A 13,502-nucleotide genomic window follows, 5' to 3' on the forward strand; every position below is an offset into this window, starting at 1 on the left:
ATCCTCCTCACTTAGATTTTTTCATATTAACTCGTAACTTTTTGACTGCTATAAAGATTGTTAGAACCGTTAGTAAAACGTAAAAAATAGCATATCCCGCCCATATCGGAAAATCTATATTCGTTGTTTGGCCGATAAAGCTCTCCGAACTGGACATTGTTAAATTTAACATAAGGACAACCGGATTAATCGTTGCAAAAAAATGAGCTATTGGCTGAGGAGTAGTTGCAAGTGCTCCCGTAGCCATACTGTTCATACCAGTAAGGACTAGATAAATAAATCCAGTTACCCCAGCTAAAAAAATCATTGTCCCGTAGGTAGCAATCATAGAAACAATCGTCTTCCTAATAATTGTGGAATACATAATGCCTATACCGCCAATTGCCATCATGGTTAAGAAAAAGAATAAAAAGATTAGCCCAAGCTGTCCTGGTGATACCCCACCAAAAAGGAACACAAAGCTATATACAGGTAAGCCTGCCACTAACAATAACAATAAGAAAGCAATGGATGAAGAAAGCTTTCCTATAATAATTTGAAAAGAAGTTTGAGACGTTGTTAACAATATATTCAAGGTTTGTTTCTCACGCTCTGAGCTAATTGCTCCAGCTGTTAGACCAGGTGTGATGAAAAGAATAAGACCGAGCTGAATATAGGTAAGCATCACAAACATAAAGAAGCTTTCTTCTGGTCTAAAATATCCTGTGCCTGTAAAAGATGTTGTTAATAGTATAAAACCAAACACAAAAATAGACATGGCAATAAGATAAAACAAAATACCTGTGAAGCTTTTCAGAGAGCGAAAGCGAAGTTTTATCTCTTTGATAAGTACTGGATTATTTAAAGCTTGTTTCAACTTACTTCGCCCCCTTCGTAATTTCCATAAATACATCTTCTAAATCTGTTTCTGTTTCTGCAAAAGATATAATTTTTAGGTGTTGCTCTACTGCTTTTTTAAGTAAATTAATCTGATCTTCTTCCGTTCCCCTATAGTTAAACGTAATAACGTTTCTCACAGGGTCGCTCTCTACTTTAGAAGCAAAAGGATCCTCTTCAAAGAAGGTTGCTACATTTTCAAGTAAACCTTTTACTTTAACGGTTATATGTCTCTCGCCAGCAAGCTGTGCTTGAATTTCCTGAACAGAACCGTGCGCAATCAGTTTACCTCCATCTATCACTCCAATTTCGTCACACATTTCAGCTAGCTCCGGTAAAATATGAGAAGAAATTAGAATAGTTTTTCCCATTTCCTTCAACTGTCTTAATATATCTCTCATTTCAATACGTGCACGTGGATCTAGGCCAGATGCTGGTTCATCTAATATCAATACCTTTGGATCATGGATCAATGCCCTTGCTAAGCACAAACGTTGTTTCATCCCACGAGAAAGGAGATCTACATATTCATATCGTTTATGTGTTAGATTCACTAATTCTAATAACTGGGGTATTAAAACAGCCCTCTCTGCTTCTGGAATACCGTAAGAAGCTCCATAGAAGTCTAAATACTCATTTGCCTTCAGTTGATCATAGACACCAAAAAAGTCAGGCATGTAGCCGATTTGTTTTCTTACCTCATGAGGCTCCGTCTTAACACTATTTCCATTGACGAACGCTTCACCGGAGGTAGGCTGCAACAATGTAGCTAAAATAGAGAAAGTCGTAGATTTGCCGGCACCATTTGCCCCGACAAATCCAAAAACAGTTCCCTCTTGTAAGGTTAAATTTAAATCATTTAAAGCATAAAAAGAGCCATACTTTTTGGTTAATCCCTTAATCTCGATCATTACTTAACCTCCCCTTTCATCCGAACCTCTGGAAGTCGTGTATAAGAATTTCCGTCTATAGAATCCTTCGTCAATTTATATATAATTACTCCCTCTTGGTTAATATAATCGGAAATATTTTCTTTTATCGTAAATCTGCTTTCATCAACTGGTTCATATGTTTCGGATTTATTATTCCATAGCTCGATCGTTTGTGAGTTGCGATCCGTATTCGCAATTTGCAATTGTGTATAAGTCACGCCTTCTACTGATAAAGTTTCTGGTAGCTTCCATGACGTAATATATTCTCCGTCATCTAAATACCACTCAAAGTTACTATTCTCCATTGGCTCCATGTATTTTCCGTATGCATTTGTTTCAACATTAACCGTAAAGCTAGTGGAAGGAAGTGTAAAATCTCCTGATATAATTGTCTCTGCCTCAAATGGTTGTATTAATAAATGAAGTGCAGACATTTCTACCTTTTTATCTTTAAGCTCGATTGGTATTACATTATCTTCTACAAATGCAGTAATAGCAGGTTTGGTTGTCTGTTGCTCAATAGTTTTACTTGTTGCATACAGTGACTTTTTACGTTGAGTTATTAAATCGTCTTGATTTCCAGCATTTTGGCCATAGCTGCCCCCACTATTAATATAAGGGTTGGAGGTTGGACTTAGCATAATGGATCCTATATCCTTATTTACAGCCATTTGTTCACCAGGTTCTAAATCTCCCAGTTTTATTATCTTGGAACCCGACCATATAGAAACTTCTTTAAGGGTAAAAGGGAAGCTATTCGTTATAGTACCTGATAGTTTACTTGCCTCTACTCGAAGATCCGAATCTATTTTACCTATATCTGGAATAAATGTTTCTCCATAAAATGAAGAAACGGACCAATAACCAAGGTCGCGGTAGGTTAGTTCTGAGCTTGAAGCACTCTTTTCAAGTATTACGTTTTCATGAATATTAACTACATCGCCTGTAAAGGAGTTGTATTCTCGACTTGCTACCATAGAAGTACTAGTTGGAGACGTAAAAGCAAATTCTCCACCTTTATTACTCAAAATAGATTCCGCATAGTACCCACTAAGGCTGCTATCTTCATTTACATATAAAAATGAAGATTGCTGAACTTGTGGTCTGGCAATGCGATCCTTTGCTCCATAACCAAATATGGCAGCAGAAGTTATAATAGCAAGAAGCGGAATAATTCCCCAAGCGTATTCTCTTTTATCTTTTCTTTTCAATATAAAGTACAGTAAAGGTCCCACTAAAAGCATATAAACAATTACAATTCCTATCATCAAAGGAGTTGAGACTTTAAAAGAAGCAAAAAGTGAATTCGTATTACCAATTTCATGTACTAATTGATCCTTCACGTTATATCCATACATATAGTTAGTAGCCTGCGTTTTTAAAGGGTTCAGAATTTTTTTCATTAACTCTGGATACGCTTCGTCTTTTGCTAGAGGCGCATCACCTAAAGAAAAGCTTGTTTGTATAATTGCACCTTTGCCCAACTTTTTTTGACCAGCAAGTAATGTACCATCTAAATTGATCAAAGGCTGTGCACCTTCAGTTAGAGTTGCTTCATAAACTGTTAAATCATTTGTTAATAACTTTTCTCCAGTAATAGAGCTAACAGTTTCAGGTGAAAGACTTTTTGTGGTCGATTGCAAATTGAACGGTAAGTGTTCTGCTAATAATCCAAGTTCTGCGGACGTATTATCGGAGGCCCCAGCAAGGATATATCCCCCTGAACTAACATAATCAACTAAAGCCTGTTGCTGACTATTAGATAGGTCAGCTAAAACATATTCATCTATGAATATGTAATCTGCCATTTGCCATGCTATACCTTCAGTAGGATAGCTGAAATCACTTAGTTGACTCAAATGGATTACCTGACTATTCGATTGCTTTAAACCATTTAAAACAGTTAAACGGTCGGCACTGTTAGTCATTGTCAAATAAAAGGTCGAGGATGGGTCCATAAAATTTGCCTTTAAATTCTTGGAGCCTTTATATTCAATGGATTTTCCTTTTTTCCAGCCGCCTTCATAAAAATGTACAAGCTGAATATTGGAGTTAGAGTATAAATAATCGTCACTTAACCCCGAAGAGGCAATTTGAACTGTCTTTGTTTCGTTAGCACCAATTTCAAATGGAATTGCCTGCCCATTCCCTAAACTATAGGATTCGAACATATCAAGCACGATATCCCCTGAAAAAGCATCACCTGAATTTTCTACAGTGATGGTTATAGGAAGGCCCTCTCCATACTTTGCCTTTCCGTCAAAACCTAGAGTAGTCTTGACCTTTAAGCTTGGAGCTGCTAAGGCATCTAATGGTTGTATACAAAAAATGATAAAAAGTGCTGCGATTGCCAAAGCAAACTTGCGTATCTGCATATTATTTCCCTCCTATTATTTATATCTTTTAGTACGTTTCTCACCCAAAAAAGTTCCTTTAGTGGAATTTCTTCGCATGCTCATTCACAATTTTTACAAATGCCTCAACTTGTGGAAGTTCAAATGAGCTGTCATACCCGATTAACCAAGTATCCCTTGTAAGTTCAAACTCTTCTTCATTATTAGTTAACGGGATCTTATTTACATCCTCATGGCCTGTCAGTGTAATGGAAGGTAAAATAGCATATCCAATACCGTTTAAAGCCATTTGCTTGCACGTTTCAATTTGATCTACAATTATTTGACGCTTCGGGTTTACAGAAAAGTGTTTCTGCCACCACTGCTGAATTTCTTGATAATAGTTCGAATCACTTTTAAATTGGATAAAAGGCTTTTCTGTTGTTAGCACATCATCTATGCTGGTCATTTCTTTGTCTACTAAATACAGAGTATCTCTAAATAAGTGCATTTTGCTCCCTTTCCAATCCGTTTGGCCTCGAACAATGCCTATTTGAGCTTCTCCATCATAAATGGCTTTCACAATTTCTGAACTCCAACCGGTTAACAAAGAAACCTTAGCCTCTGGATACGTTTGGACAAAATCCTTTAACACCTTTGGGAGCCAATTTTGACCTACTATAGAGGCACACGCAATTTTTAATGTTCCATGCACCTTAGAGCTTAAAGATTGTAAAGTCTCAAAAAGTTCTTCTCTTTGCTGGAGTATACTGTTAGCAAATTCAATAACAAGTTCTCCCTCAGGAGTAGCTGTTAGACCCTTTTGAGATCTTAAGAATAACTTTGTTTGCCATTCCTTTTCAATGGTTTGCAGACGTAAGGATAAAGCTGGTTGAGAAAGAAAAAGTCGCTCTGCTGCCTTACGCATATTTTGTTCTTCAGCTAATGTTTTGATAATAAGATAATCTGAATTCATTTATTGACCCTCTTTCTTTAAGTTTGGTTACTATTTCAATGGGTTCATGTTCCACAGGAGAATTTACAAGCATGTATCTATACTTACTGCAGGACTTATCTCTCTCATTCATCTCGTCATAATTATTCCATTTTACTCCTTACAATTGAGATTACTTTATCGGTATAGTACTTAGTCATCTTAATTGTATACTTTATTTCTTTTATTAAGTAATCTAATTTAATTCTAAAGTCATAACAATCGTACGGAAAGAGAAATAGGGAATTTTTTTCAACCAAACACGAGTATTTTATTCTTTTTTATCGTAGCTACAGGGTGCGACTTAAGAAATTTGAATGAAATCTAAATACCTCCAATTATTTTGCCCACAAAATAAGACACTTACTGTTCAACCCAACCAGTAAGTGTCTTATTATTATGCTTAGCTATTTATATTAGATCATTCTTGAGGTTCCTGGGATTGGTATAAATACTTTTTCATCTGCTTTAAAATAACTCTTCTCGTTAAAATACCGATAAAAGTACCCTCATCATCTACAACACATACATATGGGTTATTGACTAAGAGATCTAAACCTTTTTGAAATTTTTCATTCACGTGAATAGAAGCAATATCCTTTTTCATAATTTGATCAACCTTTAAATCAGGTAATCGTTCATATTCAATATGTTCAAGTCCAAGTATTTCATCTGTAATTTGTTGAGTACTAACAAGTCCTTGCAGACGATACTTTACGTCTAGGACTGGGATTGAAGAATAACCCGTCTTTGTTAACACAAGCAATGCATGTTCTGCATTATTTCCTAATTGCACATGAGCAACCTTATCTGCTGAAATAATGTAATCCTTAATAGGAATTTGCAAAAAGTCCTTACTACTTACAAATATCATTGAATCCTACTCCTTTGTCTGTTTTCCTAATTGGAAAACACAACCTATAAAACTATGATAGCATATGAAAGGAATAAAAAACTATGAAATCGCTTACAACATCTCATTATTTTTAAATTCAAATGAGGACATCGCTATTCAAACATCTCTAAAGATGTTTCGGTATAAGAGGAATTTAGCGCAATACTTTACATGCCCGCTATTATTTTTTATGGAATTCATCATTTTCAGATGAAGTTAACATTTATTTTAAAATGGAAATTGATTTAACCATTGTCCACCGTCTAGCGTTACTATTTCTCCATTCATATAAGCAGCTTTGTCTGACATCATGAATGTTGCAAGATCGCCTATTTCTTCTGGTTTACCTAAACGCTTTAGAGGAACCGCTTGAATTGTTCTTTTAGCAGCTTCTTCTGATTCCCAAAGCTTCCCTGCTCCACCCGTGCGTTCAATTGGACCTGGGGCAATTCCATTAACTCGTATACCGTATTTACTTCCCCACTCCACAGCTAGTGTTCTTGTTAAGGACATCACGCCTGCTTTTGCGGCAGCAGAATGAGCTACCCCAGCCCCTGCTCCCCAAGCATAGGTTGCAAGCATATTAATAATAGAACCTTTCGTTCCTTTATTTATCCAATAGTTACCTACAGCATTTGAACAATAGAAGGTACCGTTTAGTACAATATCGATTACAGCCTTCCAACCATTTGGCGAAAGCTTCGAAGTCTCGACAATAAAGTTGCCTGCTGCGTTATTGACTAGGCCATCGATGCTACCAAATGCCTTATCCGTAAACTCAACCATTGCTGCAACATGCTCAGGATCTCGTACATCCATTTGAAATACTTCCACTTGTTCCCCATTCTGAGCGATCTCTAATTTTGCATTATCTAGCTTTTCCTTATCCCTACCAGTAATGACGACATTTGCCCCTTCGGCTACGAAAGCCATCGCCATATATTTACCCATCCCATTAGAACCACCAGTGACAATAATCGTTTTCCCCTTTAATAACAATGAAAACACACCCCTTTTAAAATTGAATGAACATTCACTCAATATTTTATCATACCCTTATAAGAAAAGCACTATGGCTTGATAGAGTCTATACTAATAAAAAAAGACCCGTAGAAAAGCCTTTGTGCTCTCTCATGGGTCTACAATGATTATTGATAATTCATATATGATTTGTTAATATCCTCTATTGGGATAGGGCGACTAAAAAAGAATCCTTGAGCTTTTTGACAGTTCGCTGCTTTTAAGATTTCCACCTGGGTATCTTTTTCTACTCCTTCAGCGATTACTTCCATGCCTAAGCTATGAGCTAAACGAATAATCGTCGTTGCAATAGCAGCGCTTTTTTCGTCGGTTTCCATGTCTTTTATAAAGGACTGATCTATCTTTATAATGTCAATTGGATACTTTCTTAAATAACTCAGTGAGGAATAACCGGTTCCAAAATCATCAATTGAAATAACGACTCCAATATCCTTCAATTCTTTTAGAATAGTGAAAGTATTCTGCAAGTCGGTCATCGCACTTTCTGTAATTTCTACCTCTAAAGAAGAGGCAAGTATATTGAATTTTTTAATTTTATCTCTAATCTTAAAAGCAAAATTATCTTGTTTAAATTGTTGAGGTGAAATGTTGACTGCAACTCTCGCCATTCGGAAGCCCTTATCTTGCCATTGCTTTAACTGTCTACAAACCTCATCTAAAACCCAATCTCCGAGCTTGAATATGATTCCTGACTTTTCTGCTAGAGGGATAAATTGCATAGGAGAGACATATCCAAACTTGCGATTATTCCAACGTAGCAAAGCCTCGAATGAATTTATCTCACCAGTCAATAGATTGACCTGTGGCTGATAATGTATAGACAACTCGTCTTTTTCAATTGCTCTTCTTAAATGTGATTCCATCAATGCTGCATTTGGAAAAGATAAATTCATCTGTTCCTGAAAATATCGATAATGAGCTCTTCCTCTATCTTTTGCCACATATAAAGCCTGATCAGCCTTTAACAATAACTCATCTCTTTTTTCTCCATCATAAGGGAACATCGATATTCCTATAGAGGCTGTACCAAAATACTCTTGATGATCTAAATAAATCGGTTTGGCAAGTTCCGTTAATATACTTTCCGCAAATGCACTAGTATCTTCCTTTGTTTTTCCCTTTAATAAAAAAACAAATTCATCTCCACTTTGCCTATATAAATTACTCGCCTTATCAATATATAAACTTAAACGATCTGCAATTTTTTTTAGTAACTCATCACCATATGTATAACCCAATGATTCATTTATTAATTTAAATCGATCAAGGTCAATTCGTATAATAGATATTTCACTATTTGTTTTTTGAGCGTCTTTAATATTTTCATGTAAGTGTTCTTTTAATGCTCTTCTATTCCATAAGCCCGTCAAATGATCATGGTAAACAAGATAGAATAGTTGCTCCTGCTCCTCTGTATCACTTACCGTATTTCGCAGAACTATATGAAGTCCACTTACACTTCCACCAATTACTATAGGAATTGCTTTTAGATCTGTACTTATAAAATGGCCTTTTTCATGTTGTATCAAGCAATTCTGCATTTCGGTAGCTTTGCCCGTCTTTACATGGCTCATGATATTGCGGAAGTTCCACAGAGATTCTTCTCCTACAAATGTTTCAAATGGTATATTTAATAACTCATTCGACTTATATCCATAAACTGTATTTATTATTTTATTTGCGTATTGAATTTTACCTTCTTGGTCAATAACTAATATGGTGTCTAGATTGTGTTCTATTAACGAATGATATTTTTCTTGAACCTCTAGCAAGGGATCAAAATGGGGTTTAGCCGTTTGATCAACCATCAACAAGCCATATATCCCTCTTGTTTTTTCTCCCATTGGCGCTATTGTAATATCAAACGTATAAACTTGGTCATTTAATATAATGTCAAAGTTATGGTAGACTTTCTGCTTGGCCTCTTCTACAAAAAGTGGTTCTAATTGAATCCATAATTCTTGCGTGAAATTATTTAAATTTATCGCACTTTTTAAAAATTTGTTGGCACTTTTATTTGTATAAATAATTACATGAGAACCATCTTCCTTTTTTTGCAATAGGCAAGTGATCAGGTTGGGTTGTTCATGAATCATATCTGCTAAGTAATCATCCATCTTAAGCTGTTCGTAATTGTTCATGTTAGCCTCCATAGCCTCGTATAAGACATATTGCAAAAATCAACACACTGTACTCTCTTTTGTATCGTCAAATAATGGTAATTTTTAATAAAAATACTAATAAATATTTTTATATAATATTTTTTTGATTTGTGTACACAATTAGGTCATTAGTTGGTATGATAGTATGTATAGTAAGAGTAAAAGAAAGGAGTGTACTTATTATGACTACTGAATCAGACAAGCAGTTAGCGACTGCAATATATACAGTTAATAGACATGCAAAAACTGCTATAGACAACAAGCCCCTTTATGAGCTGAAAAAATTAGCTATTCAAAAAATGATTACAGAAAAAAAAGCTAGTAAAATTGGTCTTCATTTTGTGCGTAATCCTAGAAATAGCCAACAGCAATCCTCCGTTTTAGTTCAGTGTGCTGACTATTATTTCCACCTTCTTCCGGTTAAAGAAGATTTTAAAACATTACCACATCTCGGTCATTTAGATGATACTTATAGAAACCCTATCAGGAAAATGAGTATAAGAATGGCTAAACAATTATTAACCGATTATATAGGACCTCCCAAAGCTACTAAAAGCAAGTCCACTAATCACTCTACATCTTGTACTGCGAAGTTTGCTCGTGTTTCCAATAGACGCCCAAGTAAGATGAAATCTTACCTAGATCGATAAAATTTCGTAGAAGCAAACACTTTTATCAGTCAAAAAAGTGTATTTCTTCTTCCTTATAATGTTCTAGTTACCTAACCCTATTTTAACGCTGAGTAGTGTATATTTGATTTAATATTATGGAGAGGGATTCTCATAGCTAGCATTAGCTTTGAGAATCCCTCTTTTAATTTCTATATATTGTTACAGTATATATTTATCAATTTTTAAAACTAGTTCAGTAATTTCTGGTTTACTCACTTGATCTTCTGCTCCTACTAAGTCACCTTTGTGTCTAAGGTCGTCTGTAATCAGACTTGAAAAAATGACTACTGGCAGTTTGGCTAAATTACTATTGGTTTTAATGGATTTTGTCAAAGCATGCCCATCCATCTGTGGCATCTCAATATCGGTTACAATCATTTGAACATGTTCCGATACATCTGGAGAGACTTTCTCTAATCCCTCTAGGTATGCTAAAGTATCCTTCCCATTCTCAAAGAACTCGAGGTTTACATAACCCGCCTCATGCATAGTATCATGCAATAATTTCCTTAACAAAGGTGAATCTTCTGCAATTACAATTTTTTTGTTAGATCTTTCTCTTGGGCCTAATTTCTTCACCGAATCTATACTCATTCCTGATTCAGGATTTATATCCACAATAATTCTTTCAAAGTCTAATAATAAGAGCATGTCTTCGTCTCTTTTAATAACTCCTATTACGTGGGAAGATCCTCCTTGATATAGGGAACCAGGCTTTTCTATTTGATCCCATGATATACGATGTATTTGAGTTACATTGTCTACGTGAAATACAGCCTTTTGTTTATTAAATTCTGCAACAACATATTTTTGTTGCTCACTTGTAGATTGCATGGGCAAACCTAAAACTTTACTCATATTTATCACGGGTAGAACATCACCTCGTAATTGAATAATGCCTTCCACATGCGGATGTGCAAGAGGAATAAAAGTAACCGGAATAGGTTGAATAATTTCCTTTACTTTTATCACATTAATGCCAAATCTATTTGAACCTACTTGAAACTCTACAATTTCTAATTCATTGGTTCCGCTTTCTAGTAATATTCCTTTGTGGTCATTCACAAAAAATCTTCCTTTCCACACTCACGATTATACCAATTGTATCATACAGAGGTAAAATATTACTATATTATTCGTATAATTTTATTAGTGCTTGAGTACCTTTATCCTCATATCCGTCACTTATTAATTGATCATATAATGACTTCGCTAACTCTAACCCAGGTAATGTCAAATTCATTCTTTCTGATTCCTCCAAAGCAATTTTCATGTCTTTAACAAAATGCTTGATAAAGAATCCCGGCTCTAAATCACCTTTAATCATTCGAGGTGCTAAATTGCTCAATGACCAAGAACCAGCAGCACCAGTAGAAATTGCTCTTAATACTTGTTCTAATTCCAACCCAGCTTTCTTTCCGTATGTAAGTGCCTCACAGACTCCTATCATATTAGATGCAATCGTTATTTGGTTACACATTTTAGTATGTTGTCCAGCGCCCGCAGTTCCCTCATGTAGAATGGTCTCACCAAATAGCTTCAGTACTGATAAAGAACTGTCAAAGGTTTCCCTCTCTCCACCACACATAATGGATAGCTTTCCTAATTGAGCACCTATATCTCCACCCGACACTGGAGCATCTAGGGATTGCATATCTAGCTCCTTAGCGCGATTGTCAATTTTTTTTGCTAAAGTAGGTGTGGATGTTGTTAAATCGATGACAGTTAACCCTTTGTTTTCTATTGAGAATATTCCTTCTTCTCCAAAATAAACTTCTTCTACATCGTGTGGATAGCCAACCATGGTAAAGAGGTATTGTACACTGCTAGCAGCTTCACTAGGCTTTGATACCCACCTTGCTCCTAAAGTAAGTAACTCCTCTGCTTTCTCCTTAGTTCTTGTGTATACACTAACCTCATGACCTGCTTTTAGTAAATGCTTAACTATACTTTTACCCATTACACCTGTGCCAATAAAACCTATTTTAAGTTGCTCCGTCATAAATAACTCCTCCAATATAATTTGTATTAAATACAGTTTATCAGAAAAGTAAAACAAATTTATTTAAAATTTCACTTTAATGATTAATCCATTTCATAATTTTGGTTTTGATGTAAGGCAGGGACGATTGAAAAGAGAGAAATTTTATATCACTTTTCGGAAGTGCAGATGATCCGGGCGAACGATAAACTATCATCAACTGTTTTGTCTCTTAACTGTCCCTTGCATCATTCTAATGGATCAGCAACCTGTCCATTCATAAAGGGAAGTGCAATTTATTTCAATAACTAATACGCAAATGATAAATTTAGACAAAAAAAGAGGACCATCCAGTGGATGATCCTTAAAAAGGGGGAAATGAGAATGTTGCTGTGTTCTTTATTAATATGCCCTGCTCACATTTATTTAAACCTCTTTTTTTAAAATTTTTTTTATTTTATCCAATTCTTCTATAAAAATATCTGCCTGTTCTTCTCCTACCATGTGACCACCATATCTTACTTCTTCATAAGTAGAAAAAAATTCACCTTTTACCTCCCATGACATTCTTTTAAACCATTCCCTAACAGTTTCACTCATTTCTCTATTGTATCCTAATGATGTTGCCTCTTTTTCAAATTCTAAGTAAAGCTCTCTAAGGAATGAAGCTTCAACTTTATAAATGGTACTTTGCTTTAATAATTCTTCATCCTGAATAGCCAAATTATCATTTTTATAAATGAAATTATTTCGTTGTTGTTCCACAGGAAATTCTATTTTCTTTTTGATAATATAAGTAACAATTAAAAGTATTACTATACCTAAGGCCCCAAATAGGATCCACTCTATTGGAAATGACGAAGTAATTGCTTCAGATTCATCTTGACGTAAACCATCCATTATACCGTCATTTGCTACAATATCCTGTTCTCTTTCCTCTGCTGGTTCGCTGAACAAATTACTCAAATATTTTTCAATTAAAATGAGCAAAGGTGTCAAAGGCAACATCACAATAGTAAACAACCCTTGGAGGATCACACCTAAAAGTTGTCTCACTGGGCTAAAAATCAAAAAGCTTAAGAAAGTTAAAAGAAAGATAACGGACAAACCAACTAAATAATAAAGTGCAAATTGGTTTAACGATTCTTTTGTATGACTGTAACTTTTTCTCCAAACACTAAATAGCCTTAACCCTACAAAGAAAATAACTCCTCCTATAAAGACACTATATAAAGTGATTTTATAATTTTCGATCACAAGCATAATACAAATTAAGTGGATAGAGAAAAATACCATTAATGACAGTAAGGCAAAAGGATTATCACTGTCCTCATCCAACTGAATTACATTATATCTATAATGTAAGCAACACACAGATATTAGAACCCCAATACAATATAGCCAAAAGGGACCTCCAAATAAAAAGAGGAAAAGTAATGACACCGTAGGAATAATAAAAGCGATGATTAAACTAGGTCCAAATTTCGAAAAAGTATACTGGGCAACCAGCACGGTAAAAATTTGGATACCAATCCATAGAAACGGCAAACTTACCAAAGTCTCATTTAACAATAAAACAAAGAACAAGCTAACTATCCACATATCCTTCAGGTACTT

The 13,502-nt window shown here is 35.1% G+C and carries 11 protein-coding genes; 1 reads left to right on the forward strand and 10 read right to left on the reverse strand.

Annotated elements, in window-relative coordinates; translation table 11 throughout:
- Window positions 1–7: 7 nt before the first annotated feature.
- From MKY09_RS13675 to MKY09_RS13705, 7 genes are all read right to left on the reverse strand, one after another.
- Window positions 8–856, reverse strand: a complete 849-nt coding sequence (locus tag MKY09_RS13675) for an ABC transporter permease (protein WP_340884463.1) — start codon at window positions 854–856, stop codon at window positions 8–10.
- Window position 857: 1 nt separating this feature from the next.
- A complete protein-coding gene (locus MKY09_RS13680) occupies window positions 858–1,787 on the reverse strand; it encodes an ABC transporter ATP-binding protein (RefSeq protein ID WP_342560452.1) in 930 nt (309 codons plus the stop codon).
- Window positions 1,787–4,183, reverse strand: a complete 2,397-nt coding sequence (locus tag MKY09_RS13685) for a hypothetical protein (RefSeq protein ID WP_342566885.1) — start codon at window positions 4,181–4,183, stop codon at window positions 1,787–1,789. Before MKY09_RS13685 ends, MKY09_RS13680 begins: the two co-directional genes overlap by 1 nt.
- Window positions 4,184–4,241: 58 nt before the next feature.
- Window positions 4,242–5,117 (reverse strand): LysR family transcriptional regulator, encoded by an 876-nt coding sequence (locus MKY09_RS13690; protein WP_169358902.1) that lies wholly within the window; start codon window positions 5,115–5,117, stop codon window positions 4,242–4,244.
- 439 nt (window positions 5,118–5,556) lie between these two features.
- A complete protein-coding gene (gene cbpB, locus MKY09_RS13695) occupies window positions 5,557–6,009 on the reverse strand; it encodes a cyclic-di-AMP-binding protein CbpB (RefSeq protein ID WP_169358901.1) in 453 nt (150 codons plus the stop codon).
- Between the two features lie 249 nt (window positions 6,010–6,258).
- Complete coding sequence (fadH, locus tag MKY09_RS13700) at window positions 6,259–7,029, reverse strand: 2,4-dienoyl-CoA reductase (protein WP_169358900.1); 771 nt, start codon at window positions 7,027–7,029, stop codon at window positions 6,259–6,261.
- A gap of 149 nt (window positions 7,030–7,178) precedes the next feature.
- Window positions 7,179–9,212 (reverse strand): bifunctional diguanylate cyclase/phosphodiesterase, encoded by a 2,034-nt coding sequence (locus MKY09_RS13705; protein ID WP_169358899.1) that lies wholly within the window; start codon window positions 9,210–9,212, stop codon window positions 7,179–7,181.
- 203 nt (window positions 9,213–9,415) lie between these two features.
- Between MKY09_RS13705 and MKY09_RS13710 the strand changes: the two genes are divergently transcribed.
- Window positions 9,416–9,883, forward strand: a complete 468-nt coding sequence (locus MKY09_RS13710) for a YkyB family protein (protein WP_169358898.1) — start codon at window positions 9,416–9,418, stop codon at window positions 9,881–9,883.
- 180 nt (window positions 9,884–10,063) lie between these two features.
- On the opposite strand, the gene MKY09_RS13715 is transcribed toward MKY09_RS13710, so the two are convergent.
- From MKY09_RS13715 to MKY09_RS13725, 3 genes are all read right to left on the reverse strand, one after another.
- Window positions 10,064–10,969: a chemotaxis protein gene (locus MKY09_RS13715; protein ID WP_251556070.1), complete on the reverse strand. Its 906-nt coding sequence runs from the start codon at window positions 10,967–10,969 to the stop codon at window positions 10,064–10,066.
- A 67-nt stretch (window positions 10,970–11,036) separates the two neighbouring features.
- Window positions 11,037–11,906 carry an NAD(P)-dependent oxidoreductase gene (locus tag MKY09_RS13720; protein WP_251556069.1) on the reverse strand — a complete coding sequence of 290 codons (870 nt, stop codon included), beginning with the start codon at window positions 11,904–11,906 and terminating at the stop codon, window positions 11,037–11,039.
- A gap of 405 nt (window positions 11,907–12,311) precedes the next feature.
- The gene (locus MKY09_RS13725) at window positions 12,312–13,487 is read right to left on the reverse strand and encodes a DUF4129 domain-containing protein (protein ID WP_342566886.1); all 1,176 of its coding nucleotides are present in this window, start codon (window positions 13,485–13,487) and stop codon (window positions 12,312–12,314) included.
- Window positions 13,488–13,502: the final 15 nt, after the last annotated feature.

This window comes from Psychrobacillus sp. FSL K6-4046 (assembly GCF_038624605.1).
In the GTDB taxonomy this organism is placed as follows: Bacteria; Bacillota; Bacilli; order Bacillales_A; family Planococcaceae; genus Psychrobacillus.